The organism is Microbacterium sp. NPDC089188 (assembly GCF_040685155.1).
Lineage (GTDB): Bacteria > Actinomycetota > Actinomycetes > Actinomycetales > Microbacteriaceae > Microbacterium > Microbacterium galbum.
On record NZ_JBFBHH010000004.1, the window covers coordinates 87,963 to 103,897 of the forward strand.

General features: G+C 71.9%; 14 protein-coding genes and 1 tRNA gene. 8 read left to right on the top strand and 7 right to left on the bottom strand.

Annotated elements, in window-relative coordinates; all coding sequences use genetic code 11:
- Positions 1-50 precede the first annotated feature (50 nt).
- Both AB0N80_RS13510 and AB0N80_RS13515 read right to left on the bottom strand, forming a co-directional pair.
- Complete coding sequence (locus tag AB0N80_RS13510) at positions 51-638, bottom strand: histidine phosphatase family protein (protein ID WP_315995819.1); 588 nt, start codon at positions 636-638, stop codon at positions 51-53.
- Between the two features lie 78 nt (positions 639-716).
- Positions 717-1,565: a Sir2 family NAD-dependent protein deacetylase gene (locus AB0N80_RS13515; protein WP_315995818.1), complete on the bottom strand. Its 849-nt coding sequence runs from the start codon at positions 1,563-1,565 to the stop codon at positions 717-719.
- 199 nt (positions 1,566-1,764) lie between these two features.
- On the opposite strand from AB0N80_RS13515, the gene AB0N80_RS13520 reads away from it, so the two are divergent.
- A complete protein-coding gene (locus AB0N80_RS13520) occupies positions 1,765-2,574 on the top strand; it encodes an RNA methyltransferase (RefSeq protein WP_315995817.1) in 810 nt (269 codons plus the stop codon).
- A gap of 21 nt (positions 2,575-2,595) precedes the next feature.
- On the opposite strand, the gene AB0N80_RS13525 is transcribed toward AB0N80_RS13520, so the two are convergent.
- Together AB0N80_RS13525 and AB0N80_RS13530 are read right to left on the bottom strand one after the other, a co-directional pair.
- A complete protein-coding gene (locus tag AB0N80_RS13525) occupies positions 2,596-3,267 on the bottom strand; it encodes a hypothetical protein (RefSeq protein WP_363578983.1) in 672 nt (223 codons plus the stop codon).
- Between the two features lie 4 nt (positions 3,268-3,271).
- A complete protein-coding gene (locus tag AB0N80_RS13530; protein WP_363578984.1) occupies positions 3,272-4,132 on the bottom strand; it encodes an SGNH/GDSL hydrolase family protein in 861 nt (286 codons plus the stop codon).
- 374 nt (positions 4,133-4,506) lie between these two features.
- Between AB0N80_RS13530 and AB0N80_RS13535 the strand changes: the two genes are divergently transcribed.
- A complete protein-coding gene (locus AB0N80_RS13535) occupies positions 4,507-6,708 on the top strand; it encodes a DEAD/DEAH box helicase family protein (RefSeq protein WP_363578985.1) in 2,202 nt (733 codons plus the stop codon).
- Positions 6,709-7,006: 298 nt separating this feature from the next.
- On the top strand, positions 7,007-8,086 hold the full coding sequence (locus tag AB0N80_RS13540) for a VIT1/CCC1 family protein (RefSeq protein WP_315995813.1): 1,080 nt from the start codon (positions 7,007-7,009) through the stop codon (positions 8,084-8,086).
- Positions 8,087-8,343: 257 nt separating this feature from the next.
- Here the strand turns inward: AB0N80_RS13540 and AB0N80_RS13545 are convergent, their stop codons facing one another.
- Both AB0N80_RS13545 and AB0N80_RS13550 read right to left on the bottom strand, forming a co-directional pair.
- On the bottom strand, positions 8,344-9,390 hold the full coding sequence (locus tag AB0N80_RS13545; protein ID WP_363578986.1) for a 2-oxoglutarate and iron-dependent oxygenase domain-containing protein: 1,047 nt from the start codon (positions 9,388-9,390) through the stop codon (positions 8,344-8,346).
- A 154-nt stretch (positions 9,391-9,544) separates the two neighbouring features.
- A tRNA-Leu gene (locus tag AB0N80_RS13550) sits at positions 9,545-9,629 on the bottom strand.
- Between the two features lie 174 nt (positions 9,630-9,803).
- On the opposite strand from AB0N80_RS13550, the gene AB0N80_RS13555 reads away from it, so the two are divergent.
- Both AB0N80_RS13555 and AB0N80_RS13560 read left to right on the top strand, forming a co-directional pair.
- Complete coding sequence (locus AB0N80_RS13555) at positions 9,804-11,105, top strand: M20/M25/M40 family metallo-hydrolase (protein ID WP_363578987.1); 1,302 nt, start codon at positions 9,804-9,806, stop codon at positions 11,103-11,105.
- A gap of 8 nt (positions 11,106-11,113) precedes the next feature.
- Positions 11,114-11,962, top strand: coding sequence for an undecaprenyl-diphosphate phosphatase (locus AB0N80_RS13560; RefSeq protein WP_363578988.1), 849 nt, complete (start codon positions 11,114-11,116; stop codon positions 11,960-11,962).
- A gap of 169 nt (positions 11,963-12,131) precedes the next feature.
- Here the strand turns inward: AB0N80_RS13560 and AB0N80_RS13565 are convergent, their stop codons facing one another.
- Positions 12,132-12,998, bottom strand: coding sequence for a PAC2 family protein (locus AB0N80_RS13565; protein WP_315995809.1), 867 nt, complete (start codon positions 12,996-12,998; stop codon positions 12,132-12,134).
- A 119-nt stretch (positions 12,999-13,117) separates the two neighbouring features.
- On the opposite strand from AB0N80_RS13565, the gene AB0N80_RS13570 reads away from it, so the two are divergent.
- Genes AB0N80_RS13570 through AB0N80_RS13580 form a run of 3 tightly spaced genes read left to right on the top strand, consistent with a single transcriptional unit; the run spans position 13,118 to position 15,835 of the window.
- On the top strand, positions 13,118-13,816 hold the full coding sequence (locus AB0N80_RS13570; protein WP_363578989.1) for an HAD family phosphatase: 699 nt from the start codon (positions 13,118-13,120) through the stop codon (positions 13,814-13,816).
- A complete protein-coding gene (locus AB0N80_RS13575; RefSeq protein WP_315995807.1) occupies positions 13,813-14,838 on the top strand; it encodes a tRNA (adenine-N1)-methyltransferase in 1,026 nt (341 codons plus the stop codon). Before AB0N80_RS13570 ends, AB0N80_RS13575 begins: the two co-directional genes overlap by 4 nt.
- 49 nt (positions 14,839-14,887) lie before the next feature.
- Positions 14,888-15,835, top strand: a complete 948-nt coding sequence (locus tag AB0N80_RS13580; protein WP_363578990.1) for an FKBP-type peptidyl-prolyl cis-trans isomerase — start codon at positions 14,888-14,890, stop codon at positions 15,833-15,835.
- Positions 15,836-15,935 lie beyond the last annotated feature (100 nt).

The following is a 15,935-nucleotide window of genomic DNA, read 5'->3' on the forward strand; positions in this document are numbered from 1 at the left end:
TTCGACGGGCTCAGCGACCTCCGGTCGCCGCCCCCGTGATGCGGTCCGGCCTAGCCCGCGACGCCCGCGTACGCGAGCATCTCCCACGCGTCGCCGTCGAGGCGGAACGTCGTCGCCGAGCAGTTCGGCAGCCGCTCGCCCTCGCGGGGGAACTGCCCGTCGGTGGCGTGCATGATGACCTCGCGGATCAGCGCGCCGTGCGCGACGGCGATCACGTCGACGTCGGCGGGGGTGGATGCCACCACCTCGGCGATCGCGGCGAGGGCGCGCTCGCGCACGACCGGCCAGGCTTCTGCGCCGGGCACGTCGGCGGCGTGCCACGGTCCGTAGGTGTCGTAGAAGGTGGGGGCGTCCATCCCCTCGGCCTCGCCGTAGGAGCGCTCCTGGAGTCCCGGCATCCGTCGGCTCACCGTGGTGCCCAGGGCGGCGGCGATGACGTCGGCCGTCTCGGCGGCGCGCGACAGGTCGCTCGAGACGACGACGACGTCGCGTCCGGCGTACTCGGCGGCGAGCGTCTCGGCGATGCCCTGCGCCTGGATGCGACCTGTGTCGTTCAGGGGGATGTCGGTCGAGCCCTGGATGCGGCCCCCGTAGTTCCAGGCCGTCTCACCGTGTCGCACAAGAGTCAGGATCGTCACCGTCCGAGCCTAACCGTCGGCACGCGGTGAGGGTTCCGGGAGTCCGGAGGCGACGGGCGGGTCCGCGGCGCGTCGGCGTCAGAGCAGGCCCGGCAGCCGTGCGGCGAACGCCTGGAGCACCTCGGTCGTACTGCCGTCGATCTTCACGCTCGCGCGCTGATCGGCCCGCGTCTCGCCGCGGTTGACGATGACCACCGGCAGGCGCTTGCGGCGCGCCCGCTCCACGAGCCGGATGCCGGAGTTCACCACGAGCGATGACCCGGCCACCACGAGGGCGTCGCTGGTGTGCACGAGCTGCTCGGCCTCGCGGAACCTCTCGACCGGGATGTACTCGCCGAAGAAGACGACGTCGGGTTTGAGCGTGCCGCCGCACACGGAGCAGACGGGGACGACGAACCCGTCGGCGGACGCCGGCGTCACGTCGCCGTCGGGTCCGAGCTCGACGTTCTCGGGGAGGGTGATCCACGGGTTGTCGGCTTCGACGCGCTCGGCGAGATCGCGGCGGTCGAACACCTGCCCGCAGTGCAGGCACCCCACCCGGCGCATGGTCCCGTGCAGCTCGACGACCCGGCCGCTGCCCGCCCGCACGTGCAGACCGTCGACGTTCTGCGTCACGACGCCGTTGGCCACCCCTGCGGCCTCGAGCGCCGCGAGGGCCCGGTGACCGCCGTTGGGCTCGGCCGCCGCGAACACCTTCCACCCGAGATGGCTGCCGACCCAGTAGCGCCGGCGCGCCTCGGCGCTCGCGAGGAACTGCTGCGCCGTCATCGGCGTGCGCGTGGGGGCGCCCTTGCCTCGGTAGTCGGGGATGCCCGAGTCGGTGGAGACCCCGGCGCCGGTCAACACGGCCACCCGGCGGCCGGCGAGCACCTCGACAGCCCGATCGATGGATGCCGAGAACCCGGCATCCTCCGTCGTGTCGGTCATGCGCACCTCCGTCGAGTCGAGTCTATGGCGGGGCGCCGACACCGGCTCACGCGCTCGTGATCCCCGCCGGGCTCGGCCGGCGCCGCGGCCTCGAGCTCCCGAGCCACCGACGGAGCGACCGCGGGTGCCGCGTTTCTCGCGCGCTCGGGGATCGGACCCCGACAGGAGGAGAAGGGGGCGGTGCTGGCACGATGGGACGATGCCCGTCATCCCGCTCGACTCCGCCGACGACCCGCGTCTCGCCGACTACCGCGACCTCACCGACGTGTCGCTGCGCCGCGTGAGCGAGCCCGAGGGTGGCCTGTACATCGCGGAATCGTCCAAGGTCCTCGACAGGGCGCTCCGCGCCGGTCACCGTCCGCGCTCGGTCCTCGTGCAGGAGAAGTTCCTCTCCGACGCCCTCGCCCTGGTGGGGGAAGATGCCGAGGTCTACGTCGTCCCCTCCGAGATCGCCGAGCAGGTCACCGGGTACACCGTGCACCGCGGGCTGCTGGCCTCCATGCATCGGCCTCCGCTGGCATCCGTGGCCGACGTGGTGAAGGACGCGCGGCTCGTCGTCGTGCTCGAGGACATCGTCGACCACACCAACATCGGGGCGGCGTTCCGGTCGGCCGCCGCACTCGGGGCGGATGCCGTGCTCGTCACGCCGCGATGCGCGGACCCGCTGTACCGGCGCAGCGTCCGCGTGAGCATGGGCACGGTCTTCCAGGTGCCGTGGACGCGGCTCCCCGAGTGGACGGAGGCCACCCCCCTCCTGCACGACGCCGGCTTCCACCTGGCCGCCCTCGCGCTGTCGGACGACGCGGTGACGCTCGACGCGTTCTCGGCCGCGGGGCACGAGCGCGTCGCCCTGCTGCTCGGCGCCGAGGGCGATGGACTGAGCCGCAGCGCGCTCGCCGCCGCCGACACGGTCGTGACGATCCCGATGGCCGGGGGAGTGGACTCGTTGAACGTCGCCGCCGCCAGCGCCGTCGCGCTGTGGGAGCTGGGGCGCGGGCACCGCGGCTGAGACCGAAGACCGCCCGTCGGCTCAGCCGGTCGGGTCGTCGAACCGTCCCGCGCGCATGCGGCGCTCCGAGACGGCGGCGGCGCTGACGCGTTGATCCGGGTCGCCCTCGAGCGCGGCGAGCATCTCGTCGGGCAGGTCGTGCTCACCCACCAGGAACCACCGTTCGACGACGCTTCCCTCGGATGCCACGCGGCGGTCTCGCGCCTCGTCGCGCGGCAGGCCCTCGGACGGAGAGTCATCGCGCTCGATCGCGAGGTGCAGGTGGGGCGGGAGCGTGCCAGGCCCGGCGGTCATGGCGGGCGCGGTGAACAGCTGCACGACGACGCCCTGCCCACGCCAGAGGAGCCAATCGACCGGCTCGTCGTCCCACCGCGGGTCGTCGGCGCTCCAGCCCGACCAGTCCGGACCCTCGGTGTCGAAGACCCAGCGGTGCGGTTCGGCGTGCAGCGTCGCGACGATCGAGAGCGCGTCGCGGCGCACGTCGAGCAGTTCGCCGTCGCGGAACACCGACACGTTCGGCGGCCAGGCCGACGACACGACGTCCCACCCGTCGGCGCTGAAGCGACCGCTTTCGACGTCGGGAGCCCACCCGGCGTCTGCGAGCGTGTCGGCGAGGGCGTCGGCGTCGCGCAGGAGCGTGTCGGCGTCTGCTGCTCTCAGCAGCGCGGTGACCGCGTCGGGAAGAGTGCGCACGGCGTCAGACCTGCGTCTCGCGCGGGCCCGCGGCATCCGGCCCCGGGGCGAGGGTGACCACGGGGAGCGGCTCCGGACGTTTGGGCAGGATGTGATCGCCCGATGACTGGTGACGCAGCCGTCGCAGGACCCAGGGCACGAGGTACTCGCGCGCCCACACGAAGTCCTTCTCGCGAGCGGCGCGCCAGGTCATGATCGCCTGGGTCTCGGCCTGCAGCGGCTCGAGGTCGTTGGGGACGTTCAGCGCGCGCAGCACCATGCGAGCGACCTCGTGGTGACCGAGGGCGTTGTAGTGCAGACGGTCGTCGTCGAAGAAGCGCATGTCCTGCACCTCTTTGAGCCCCCACTGGTCGGCGACGACGCAGTCGTACCGATCGGCGATCGAGCGGATGTTCTCGTTGTAGATCGCGACCTTGCCCCGGATGCCGCGGAACACCGGGGTGAACTCGGTGTCGATCGCCGTGAACACCACGACCGTCGCCCCACCGCTGCGCAGGCGCGCCACGGCGTCCTCGAGCTGGCGCGAGACCGCGTCGGGGTCGCTGCCCGGGCGGATCACGTCGTTGCCGCCCGCCGAGATCGTGATGAGGTCGGGCTTGAGCGCCAGGGCGGGCTCGATCTGGTCGGCCACGATCTGCGCGATGAGCTTGCCGCGCACGGCGAGGTTGGCGTAGGCGAAGTCGTCGACCTGCGCGCCGAGCACCTCGGCGACGCGATCGGCCCATCCGCGGTGGCCGCCGTCGGGCAACGGGTCGCCGATGCCCTCGGTGAACGAGTCACCCAGGGCGACGAAGCGGCGCCACGGATGCGGGCCGGCGTTGTCGGGCGTAGGCGAGGTGCGGGGCGAGTGCGGATCGAGTGTCATCGAAACCTCCGTCCTCCACGGTACCCCCGGCCTCCGACACAGCAAGGAGGGATGCCGGCGACGCGCGCTCCACCGGCCGGAACATCCCACCGGGCTGACGGCAGCCGCGCGCCGGTGGGGCGGGAAGGCGCGCGCGCCCGGAGCGCGAGGGCGCGCGCCGGGGGGACGCCGTGGTCGCCGCCACGGCCGCTCGCGACGGGCCCCACCGCGACTCCGATGAACGCGATTCGTGCGCATAAACGCTGCGTCGACGCGTTTCTGCGCACGGATCGCGTTTATGGCCGGTGGTGGGACGGATCCGTTCTCGGCCCGGGCATGTCGTGCGCCGAGGTCGCCTATCGTTGATGTTCGCGCTCGCGAGGGATGGAGGTTCGATGCTGGAAGAAGAAGCCCGCACCCCGAACCTCTCCCACGCGGATGCCACGACCCCGGCACCGCGCATCGCGAGTCCCGGGCCCGTGGCGGGTCGCGGCCCGGTCGCGAGTCCCGGTCCCGTGGCGAGTCCCGGCCCGGTCGCGAGTCCCGGTCCCGTGGCGAGTCCCGGCCCGGTCGCGAGTCCCGGTCCCGTGGCGAGTCCCGGCCGGGCCGCGAGCCCCGCGCCCGCCGCGCACGCGCCCGCTGTCACGACCCCCGACGCCGCCTCCACGGCATCCGCCCCGATCGAACCCTCGCACGCCACCGCGCCCGTCGCCGACGACCCCGCTCCGGGGGCGACGCCCGACCCGGCGTTCGACGGAGCCGTCGACGGCACGGAGCCCCACTTCGGCTCTTTCGCCGCCGAGCACCTCTCGCCGTCGTTCCCGCAGCGTGCGCCGTGGGGGACCGCCCAGCGTCTGCGCGCCTGGCAGGCCGAGGCGCTCGACCTCTACTTCGGCCTCGACGGACCCGACGGCGAGGGCAAGGGCCCCCGCGACTTCCTCGCCGCGGCCACCCCCGGCGCCGGCAAGACGACCTTCGCCCTGCGTCTCGCGTCCGAGCTCATGCGGCGGCGCGTCGTCGACCGCATCGTCGTCGTCGCCCCCACCGAGCACCTCAAGACCCAGTGGGCCGAGGCGGCCGCGCGGGTCGGCATCCGTCTCGATCCGTACTTCTCGAACCGGCACGCCACGCCCTCGCGGCAGTACCACGGCGTCGCGGTCACGTACGCCCAGGTGGCGGTCAAGGCCGAGGTGCACCAGCGCCTGACGATGGATGCCAGAACCCTCGTCATCCTCGACGAGGTGCACCACGGTGGTGACGCGCTGAGCTGGGGCGACGCCCTGCGCGAGGCGTACAACCGCGCCACCCGGCGCCTGCTGCTGTCGGGAACGCCGTTCCGCAGCGACACCGCGCCCATCCCGTTCGTGGAGTACCACCCCAACGCCAAGGGCATCCGTCTCTCGCGCACCGACTACGCCTACGGCTACAAGCGCGCCCTCGAGGACGGCGTCGTCCGGCCGGTCTTCTTCCTCGTCTATGCCGGGCAGATGCGCTGGCGCACCAAGGCGGGTGAGGAGATGGAGGCCCAGCTCGGCCAGGACAACACCAAGGACATCACCTCGCAGGCCTGGCGCACCGCGCTCGACCCCAACGGCGACTGGATCCCCGCGGTCCTCCGCTCCGCCGATCGTCGCCTCACCGAGGTGCGCGAGACGGTCCCGGATGCCGGGGGCCTGGTCATCGCGACCGACCAGACCGCCGCGCGCGCCTACGCCGCCATCCTCGAAGACATCAGCGGCGAGAAGGTCACCGTCGTCCTCTCCGACGAGGCGGAGGCCTCGGGCCGCATCGAGACGTTCTCGAAGGGCACGAGCCGGTGGATGGTCGCCGTCCGTATGGTGTCGGAGGGCGTCGACGTTCCGCGCCTCGCCGTCGGCGTCTACGCCACGAGCGCCTCGACGCCGCTCTTCTTCGCGCAGGCCATCGGCCGTTTCGTCCGCGCCCGCCGCCGGGGTGAGACGGCGAGCGTGTTCCTCCCGAACGTCCCGCAGCTGCTCGCGCTCGCCGGTGAGATGGAGGCGCAGCGCGAGCACGCCCTCGACCGCGACAGCGACGCGGACGACCAGTGGAACGCCGAAGAAGACATGATGGATGCCGCCGAGCGCGAGGACAAAGCCTCCGACGCGCTCGAGCAGGAGTTCGAGTACCAGGCCCTGGCCTCCCTCGCGCACTTCGATCGCGTGATGTTCGACGGGCAGGAGTTCGGTCAGCTGGCCGTGCCCGGGACGATCGAGGAGGAGGAGTTCCTCGGCATCCCCGGGCTCCTCGAACCCGAGCAGGTGCACGAGGTGCTGATGTCGCGTGCCACGCGTCAGTCGCGCCACCGCTCCACGCGCGAGGCGCACGAGAAGGAGAACGGCGTCGAGCCGCCGTCGGTCGACGAGGGGGGTCTTCCCGGTCCCCTGCACCGCACGCTCAAGGAGCAGCGTCAGCTGTTGAACACGATGGTCGGGCTCTACGCCCGTCAGACCGGGGAGCCGCACGGACTCGTGCACGCCGAGCTCCGGCGCCTGTGCGGCGGACCCGCCGTCTCGCACGCCACGGTGGCGCAGCTGCAGGCGCGCATCGACCTGCTGCGCAAGCGCGTGCGCTCCTGACCACCGGATGCCGCGCCGCGGCGCGCGCCGGATCCGCCCCCTCTCTTGGGCACGAGACAGCACCCCGCCGACGTCTCGGCGACATCATGCAACCGAGATGTCAGCCACGTGCCGTCTCGACGCCGGAGGAGCCGTGGGTCTCGCGAGACCGCTTTCGCGCCCCCGAAATGCTGGCATCCGCCCCTCGGCATCCGCGTCGTTCCGGGCTTCGGAAGCCCGAAATGCTGGCAGTATCGATCGACGCGCCCGGGGGTCGGATTCCCGCTCACTACGGTGGGGACGACCCGAAGGAGCCCCCGTGACGACCTCCGCCACACCCACCGCCCGCGACCGTCGCCGTTGGGCGCGTTATCTCGTCGACGAACGCGCTGAAGCCCGCGTGTACCGCGAGCTGGCGTCTCGTCGCACCGGCGAGGAGCGCGACATCCTGCTCGAGCTCGCCGAGGCCGAGGGGCGACACGAGCAGCACTGGATCGACCTGCTGGGGGAGACCCCGAAGCGCCTGCCGTCGCCCGGGATCGGCACGCGCCTGCTGGCGTGGATGGCCCGCCGCTTCGGGTCGATCTTCGTGCTCGCCCTTGCGCAGAACGCCGAGGCGCGATCGCCCTACGCCGACGAGCCCTACGCCACCGCCGCGATGGCCGCCGACGAGCGCGTGCACCACGAAGTCGTCCGCGGGCTCGCCGCACGCGGGCGTCGACGCCTCTCCGGAACCTTCCGCGCCGCCGTCTTCGGCGCCAACGACGGCCTGGTCTCCAACCTCGCCCTCGTGATGGGCGTCGGCGCCACCGGCGTGGCACCCAGCTTCGTGCTGTTCAGCGGCGTCGCGGGCCTGCTCGCGGGCGCCTTGTCGATGGGCGCGGGCGAGTTCGTCTCGGTGCGCTCGCAGCGCGAGCTGCTCGAAGCCACGGAGGAGAGCGACTTCGCCGACTCCGCCCTTCCCCACCTCGACCTGGATGCCAACGAGCTCGCCCTCGTGTACCGCACGCGCGGCATGGATCCCGACGCCGCCCTCGACAAGGCGCGCGAGGTCGTCACCGCCGCCCAGGCCGGCAGCGCGCCCGTCGCCGCGGCCCCGGGGGAGTCCTCGCACGACGTCGTCGGCAGCGCGTGGGGTGCGGCGCTGTCGAGCTTCCTGTTCTTCGCCTCGGGCGCGATCATCCCGGTGCTGCCGTGGATCTTCGGCATGAGCGGCTTCGGCGCCGTCGCCCTCGCCCTCGGCCTCGTCGGCATCGCGCTGATGGCCACCGGTGCGATGGTCGGTCTGCTCTCGGGCGCCTCGCCCCTGAAGCGCGGCCTGCGTCAGCTCGCGATCGGCTTCGGCGCCGCCGCGGTGACCTACGTGCTGGGTCTGCTGTTCGGGGTGTCGGCGGCCTGACCCGCGTCACCTGGGCGCGGGGCGTCACCCTCACGCATAAACGCCATCTGTGTGGGGAAACGCGGTGACAGCGCGTTTCCACACACGAATGGCGTTTATGCGTGGTGCGCCGCCCGCGCGGTCGCCGCAGCCCGCCGCCCGCGCCGCCCCCGCCCCCGCCGTGCCCGCCGCGCGCCGCCCCCGCCGTGGCCCGCTCCGCGCAGGCCCGCTCCGCGCAGGCCCGCTCCGCGCAGGCCCGCTCCGCGCGGGCCCCGGGATCAGCCGCGTCCTGCCGCCGCCACCCGCGCGGCCTCGCGCACCGCGCTCACGTTCTTGCGTCCGGCGCGCGAACCGGCGAGCTTCGCGGCGATGTGCTCGCGCACGGTGACCGGCTCGTACAGCGCGGGCGCCTCCTCCGAGACGAAGCCCGGGAGCGGGGCGATCACGGCGTCCGCGTTGCCGTCGTGGAAGAACGCCGCCGACCGCCGCCGCTCGATGGTGCCGTCGATCACCGGGGGCTTCACCCGGTGCAGCGTCGAGAGCCACTTGTCGTTGGTCAGCCGGGCGGCCACATCCCCCAGGTTCACGAGGAGGGCGCCTTCGGCGGGTGAGACGTCGTTCCACGACCCGTCGAGTCCCAGCACCTGCAGGCCCGCGACGCGATCCGCCCACAGCACCGTCACCAGTCCGAAGTCGGTGTGCTCGCCCATGCCGGTCAGCTCGGCGCCCAGCTCGATCGAGCCGGGCGGCAGGGCGTAGTTGTTCATGCGCAGCACGTCGATCGAGTGGTCGGTGACGTCGCCGAAGAAGTCCTCCGGCACCCGCAGGGCGGCGGCGAAGATGCGGGTGAGGGTCTGCGCCACCCGACGTGCCTCGCCGTAGTAGGCGGTGACGGCGGCTTCGAAGCCGTCGGCGTCGTCGGGCCAGGTGTTCTCGGCGTAGTCCTCGACGGTCGCCGTCGTATCCGGGTACTCGCGCCACGACGTGCCCACATTGAACGCCTCGAAGAAGTCGTTCATGCGGGTGACCGGGTCGACCCCCAGGCTGTAGCTGAGCGATTCGCTCTTCGGCGGGCTGTACCCGCGGTTCTCGCCGCCGGGGCGCACGTACTTCTTCTTCGCCTCCAGTGGCAGCGCGAAGAACTCGTCGAGACCGCGCTGCAGGTCGTCGAGGACGACATCCGGGATGCCATGCCCCACGATCTGCATGAACCCCACCGTGCGGCACGCGTGGTCGATCGCCGCCACGACCGCCGATCGGGCGTCGAGCGAGCCGGGGCCCACCCATGCCGAGATGTCGATGGTGGGGACGTGGAAGCGAGCCATGCGTGATCCGATCTGCCGGGGACGCCTCGACGCTAGGCGCGCCATGTCACGCCGGTGTTTCCTCGCGGTCACGGCATGGGGTGCCAGCCCTGCTCCTCGCGTCGACAACGAAGAAGACCCCCGGGGATGAACCCCGGGGGTCTTTCTCATTCTGTGCGCGAGGGGGGACTTGAACCCCCACGCCCTATACGGGCACTAGCACCTCAAGCTAGCGCGTCTACCTATTCCGCCACCCGCGCATCTGGGTGTTTTGTCGCTTTCGCAACGAGGAACGACATTACCACGCCCCGGGCCCCGCCTCGAACCGACGGTGACGCCCGGGCGCGTCCGGGTCCGGAGATCACCCCGCATCACGTTCGTCTCCTGACGACGCGCGTCGGGGGAGCGCCCCGGCCGCCGGTACCGTAGTGCGCATGCCCGAGCTCGAAACCGACGTCCCCGAGGTCGCCCGCATCGCATCCGACCTCATCCGCTTCGACACCTCGAACTACGGCGGGGGTCGCGCGAACGGCGAACGCGAGGCGGCCGAGTACGTCGGGGCCTACCTCGAGGGTCTCGGTCTCGACACGGCCTACTACGAGCCGGTCGAGCGGCGCACCAACGTCTGCGCCCGCGTCCCGGGACGCGACCGCGACAAGCCGGCGCTGATCCTGCACGGACACCTCGACGTCGTCCCCGCCGTCGCCGAGGACTGGAGTGTCGATCCGTTCGCGGGAGAGATCCGCGACGGCATCCTGTGGGGCCGCGGCGCGGTCGACATGAAGGACATGGATGCCATGATCCTCACCTCCGTCGCCGAGCTGCTGCGTGCGGGGGAGCAGCCCGAGCGCGACGTGATCGTGACGTTCTTCGCCGACGAGGAGAACGGCGGCGTCGAAGGATCGGCGCGCGTCGTCAAGGACCGCCCCGAGTGGTTCGCCGGCGCCACCGAGGCCATCAGCGAGGTCGGCGGGTATTCCATCTCCGTCGGCGACAGGCGCGCCTACCTGCTGCAGGTCGGCGAGAAGGCCCTCATGTGGATCAAGCTCGTCGCCCGCGGCCGGGCCGGCCACGGTAGCGGGCTTCACGTCGACAACGCGGTGACGAGCCTCGCGGAGGCCGTCGCTGCCCTCGGCCGCACCGAGTGGCCGATCCGGCTGACCGACACCACGAGTGCGCTTCTGGCGGGTCTCGCCGAGATCACGGGTGACGACGCGGGCGATCCCGACACCCTCGCGAAGCGCACGGGCGCGGCATCCAGCTTCATCCGCTCGACGTTGCGCACCACGACCAACCCCACGGGCCTGACCGCCGGGTACAAGCACAACGTCATCCCCGACCGCGCGGAGGCTCTCATCGACGTGCGTGTGCTGCCCGGTACGGAAGAGGCCGCCCTCGCCGACATCCGCCGCATCGTCGGCGACGGCGTCGAGATCGAGATCGTTCATCAGGACATCGGCCTCGAGGTGCCCTTCTCGGGCGACCTCGTCGACGCCATGGTCGCGCAGCTCGGCCGTCACGACCCCGGCGTGCCGGTCGTGCCGTACCTGATGGGAGGCGGCACCGACAACAAGGCGCTGTCGACCCTCGGAATCTCCGGTTACGGATTCGCACCGCTGCGACTTCCCGCCGGTCTCGACTTCACCGGGATGTTCCACGGTGTCGACGAGCGCGTCCCCGTCGACGCGCTCGAGTTCGGTCGACGTGTTCTCGCCGACCTCCTCCGGACGTACTGAAGGACCGCATGCATATCTTCGAGGTCATCATCCTCGGGCTCGTCCAGGGCCTGACCGAGTTCCTCCCCATCTCCTCCAGCGCGCACCTGCGCATCGTGGGGGAGTTCCTGCCGTCGCAGACCGACCCGGGCGCGACGTTCACCGCCATCACGCAGATCGGCACCGAGCTCGCCGTCCTGATCTACTTCCGCAAGAAGATCGGTCGCGTCATCTCGCGCTGGTTCCTCTCGCTCAGCGGCAAGGTGCCGCGCAACGACCCCGACGCCCGCATGGGCTGGCTCGTCATCCTCGGCACGATCCCGATCGCCCTGCTCGGCGTGCTGCTGCAGAGCCTCATCCGCGACAACTTCCGGAGCCTGTGGATCACCGCGATCGTGCTGATCGTCTTCGGGATCCTGCTGGGTCTCGCCGACCACTACGGCAAGCGCCGTCGCGACCTCGACGACCTCACCTACCCGCACGGCATCGCCTACGGTTTCGCGCAGGCGCTCGCCCTCGTGCCCGGCGTCTCGCGCTCGGGGGCGACGACCACGCTCGGCCGCGCCCTCGGGTACAAGCGCACCGCCGCCGCGGAGTACTCGTTCCTGCTCGCGGTGCCCGCCGTCTTCGCGAGTGGTCTGTTCGAGCTCTACAAGAGCTTCGACGAGGGCACCGGCCCGTACAACCTCGGTGAGACCGCGATCGCCACGGTCATCGCGTTCGTGGTGGGCTACCTCGTGATCGCCTTCCTCATGCAGTACCTCAAGCGCGGCAGCTTCCTGCCGTTCGTGGTCTACCGCATCGCGCTGGGTCTGCTCATCATCGTCCTGCTGCTGACCGGCGTCATCCCCGCGGTGTCGGCGGTCATGACCAGCTGATCCCGGGATGCCATGACGACGGCGCCGCCCCTTTCGGGGCGGCGCCGTCGTCATGTGCGGGCGAGGCGGGTGCCGATGGCTTCGACGGGCTCAGCCACCTCGGTTCGGTCCGTGTGTCGGTGCGAGGTCCCCGAGCGTGTCGAAGGGACCGGGTGTTTCGCGACGGAGGCTAGCGACGCGGCGGGTCGTCGCGACCGGGCTTGGAGGGACCTTCGCCCCCGCGGCGCAGATAGCGCTCGAATTCCTGGGCGATGGCATCGCCCGACGCCTCGGGAGAGTCCCAGGTGTCGCGGGTCTGCTCGAGCTGGCGGATGTAGTCGCTCATCTCCTCGTCATCGGCCGCGGCGGCGTCGATCGACGCCTCCCACTGGCGCGACTCGGATTCGAGGTCGCCGCGCGGAACGGTGATGCCGGTGATCGCCTCCAGCTTCTCGAGCAGCGCGAGCGTGGCCTTGGGAGAGGGGGTGTGTCCCGCGACGTAATGCGGGACGCTGGCCCAGAGGCTGGCGGTCGGGATGCCGACCTGCTCCGAGGCGTGACCGATCGCGCTCAGGATGCCGACGGGCCCCTCGTAGAGGCTCCGTTCGAGTCCGAGCGACTGCCGCACGCCGTCGTTGTCGCTGCCGGCGAAGACCGAGATCGGGCGCGTGTGCGGTACGTCGGACATCATCGATCCGAGCGCGACGAAGCCGGTCACGTCCTCCCGCAGAGCGACGTCGATGAACTCCGCCGCGAACGCCTGCCAGGCGCGCGCGGGCTCCACGCCGACCAGCAGCCAGATCTCCGCATCGCCCGACCGCTCGGTCGGACGCAGCAGTTTGGCCTCGGGCCAGGTGAGCGTGCGTCGACCCTCGGCATCCAATCCGATCTGGGGGCGCGTGTACTGGTAGTCGAAGTACAGCTCGGGGTCGACCGTGTGCACGACCTCGTACTCCGCGTCGGCGCGCAGAAGCGCCGCCGCGGCGGACGCGGCTTCTCCGGCGTCGTTCCAGCCGTCGAAAGCGGCGACGATGATCCGGCGACCCAGTGCGTCCACGCAACCTCCTCTGCCCCGTCGGGGCTTCGTTCCAGGATAGGCGCACCCGCGCGGAGGCGGTCGGACCGGGCGACCCCGCGGGCGCGGGGGAGGAGCCGCACCTTCCATAAGATGGAACGATGACTTCTTCCGCCCTCGCTGCGGTCCTGTGGGACATGGACGGCACCCTCGTCGACACCGAGCCCTACTGGATGGCCGCCGAGGTGCCGCTGGTCGAGCGGTTCGGGGGCACCTGGTCGCACGAACAGGCCCTGGGCATGGTGGGTCTCGCGCTCGAGGACTCCGCGCGCCTGCTGCAGAACGCCGGCGTGCCGTGGGGCGTCGACGAGATCATCGCTCACCTGACCGACGAGGTGCTGCGCCAGCTCGCGAGCACGGGCGTGCCGTTCCGCCCGGGCGCGCGCGAGCTGCTCGCCGACCTCAAGGCGCACGGGGTCAAGACCGCACTGGTGACGATGTCGATGCGGCGCATGGCGCTGTCGATCGCCGACCTCATCGACTTCCCCGCCTTCGACGTGGTCGTCGCCGGCGACGACGTCGAGCGGCCCAAGCCCCACCCCGATCCCTACCTGCAGGCGGCCGAGGCCCTCGGTGTGGACATCCGCGACTCCCTCGCGATCGAAGACAGCCCCAACGGCCTGCGATCGGCGATCGCCAGTGGCGCGGTCTCGCTCGGCGTCCCCCTGATGGTCCCGCTCGACGGCGTCGGAGCGCACGCGCTCTGGTCGAGCCTCGAGGGGCGGACCGCCGCCGATCTCCGCGCCCTCCACGATGCGCACACCCCGACCCGACTCCCCGAAACGCGAGTGAACCCATGAGCGAGACCCCCCACCTGAGCGGACCTTTCCGCATCGGCGACCGCGTGCAGCTGACCGGACCGAAGGGCCGCATGCACACGATCACCCTGCGCGAGGCGGGAGAGCTCCACACCCACAACGGCGTGTTGAAGCACTCGCTCCTGGTCGGGCAGCCCGATGGCAGCGTCGTCACCAACAGCTCCGGCCACGATTACCTGGCCGTGCGCCCCCTGCTGCGCGACTTCGTCATGTCGATGCCGCGCGGAGCGGCGATCGTCTACCCCAAGGACGCCGCGCAGATCCTGGCCCAGGCCGACGTGTTCCCCGGCGCGACGGTCGTGGAGGCCGGCGTCGGCTCCGGTGCCCTCTCGCTGTGGCTGCTGCGAGCGATCGGCCCGGCCGGTCGCCTGCTGTCGTTCGAGCGCCGCGAGGAGTTCGCCGAGGTGGCCCGCGCCAACGTCGAGACCTTCCACGGCGAGCACCCCGCCACTTGGGAGGTCGTCGTCGGCGATCTCGTCGAGAGCCTCCCGGACGCCGTGGCTCCGGCCTCCGTCGACCGCGTCGTGCTCGACATGCTCGCGCCGTGGGAGTGCATCGACGCCGTGGCCGACGCGCTGACTCCCGGCGGTGTCGTGCTCTGCTACATCGCCACCGCGACGCAGCTCAGCCGTGTCGCGGAGTACATCCGCGCGACGGGCCTGTTCACCGAACCGGATGCCAGCGAGACGATGATCCGCGGGTGGCACGTCGAGGGCCTCGCCGTGCGCCCCGACCACCGCATGGTCGCCCACACCGGCTTCCTCATCACCGCCCGTCGTCTGGCGCCGGGCGCGATCCCGCCCGAGGTCAAGCGCCGCGCGTCGAAGTCGAGCTACGGCGACGAGGACGTCGAGCTGTGGACGCCGGGCGCCGTCGGCGATCGTGAGATCACCGATAAGAACCTGCGCAAGCGGGTGCGCGAGGCGCAGAAGTCCGCGGAGGGCGTCCGCCAGTCGGTGGCGGGCGCGGCCGCGCCCACGGAGGGTGCCCCTGCGCCGGAGTGACCAGGGTGGGGCGGCGGGCGAGAGCCGCGCGAGCACCTAAACTGTTCCGGTGCGCAGACTTCCCGCTCTCGTTGCCGTGACCGCTCTGGCCGGATTCGGCCTCGTCGGGTGCTCGGCATCCGCCGCCTCGTCGTGCCCGACCCCCACCGATGCGAGCGTCGCCTCGGTCGTCGAGGCGACCGGCGATCTCGGCTCTGCACCCACCGTCACGGTGCGCTCGCCCTTCTTCCCGGAGCAGGCCGGCACCGACACCCTCATCGCGGGCGACGGGCAGCGCATCACGAGCGACAAGCAGCTCGCGCTGGTCGAGGTCACCGTGCTCGACGCGGCGACCGGCGAGCAGCTCGTCGCCACGAAGTACGACGCCGATCTCGCGACCGCGACGCCGCTCCCGCGCCTGACGCAGGCCGTGCCCTCGATCGCTCCGCTGCTGAACTGCGTGGCCGAGGGCTCACGCGTGGCCGTCGCGATCCCGGGCTCCGACCTCGGGGCCGACGGGGCGAAGGCGCTCGGCGTCACCGAGGGCGACGGCGCGATCTTCGTCTTCGACGTGCGCAAGGTGTTCCTGCCCGCGGCCGACGGGGCCGACCAGTACAACGCCGACTCCGGCATGCCTTCCGTCGTGCGCGCGCCCGACGGTCAGCCGGGTGTCGTCATCCCCGCCGGCGACGCCCCGACCGAGGTGCGATCGCAGGTCATCAAGAAGGGCGACGGCGACGTGCTGACCGCCGACTCCTCGGCCATCATCCACGTCCAGGGCGTCGCCTGGGGCGCCAAGACCACCTTCGCCTCCACCTGGAAGAACGGCGCCCCGGGGCAGGCGAAGGTCTCCGCGCTGCCCCCGGCCCTCGCCTCGGCTCTCGAGGGCCAGCCGGTCGGCTCGCAGGTCCTCGTCGTCGTGCCCGCCGACCAGACCCAGCAGGACCAGCAGGCGCTGCAGGCCCCGGCGAACACCGCGCTGGTGTACGTCGTCGACATCCTCGGCACCATCGGCTGAGTCCGCCCCTCCGCGTCGTTTCGAGACCGGCCCGCCGTCGCCCTCGCGCGCGCGGGCCGGTCTCGGCGGTTCGGCCCCGGCCCCGGCCTAGGATGGGCGG

What these genes read in the sequence shown, in the direction of transcription:
- AB0N80_RS13515 (WP_315995818.1), bottom strand. Translation starts at nt 1,565, where the DNA reads ATGACCGACACGACGGAGGATGCCGGGTTCTCGGCATCCATCGATCGG.
- AB0N80_RS13555 (WP_363578987.1), top strand. Translation starts at nt 9,804, where the DNA reads ATGCCCGAGCTCGAAACCGACGTCCCCGAGGTCGCCCGCATCGCATCC.
- AB0N80_RS13575 (WP_315995807.1), top strand. Translation starts at nt 13,813, where the DNA reads ATGAGCGAGACCCCCCACCTGAGCGGACCTTTCCGCATCGGCGACCGC.
- AB0N80_RS13570 (WP_363578989.1), top strand. Translation starts at nt 13,118, where the DNA reads ATGACTTCTTCCGCCCTCGCTGCGGTCCTGTGGGACATGGACGGCACC.
- AB0N80_RS13530 (WP_363578984.1), bottom strand. Translation starts at nt 4,132, where the DNA reads ATGACACTCGATCCGCACTCGCCCCGCACCTCGCCTACGCCCGACAAC.
- AB0N80_RS13535 (WP_363578985.1), top strand. Translation starts at nt 4,507, where the DNA reads ATGCTGGAAGAAGAAGCCCGCACCCCGAACCTCTCCCACGCGGATGCC.
- AB0N80_RS13520 (WP_315995817.1), top strand. Translation starts at nt 1,765, where the DNA reads ATGCCCGTCATCCCGCTCGACTCCGCCGACGACCCGCGTCTCGCCGAC.
- AB0N80_RS13560 (WP_363578988.1), top strand. Translation starts at nt 11,114, where the DNA reads ATGCATATCTTCGAGGTCATCATCCTCGGGCTCGTCCAGGGCCTGACC.
- AB0N80_RS13545 (WP_363578986.1), bottom strand. Translation starts at nt 9,390, where the DNA reads ATGGCTCGCTTCCACGTCCCCACCATCGACATCTCGGCATGGGTGGGC.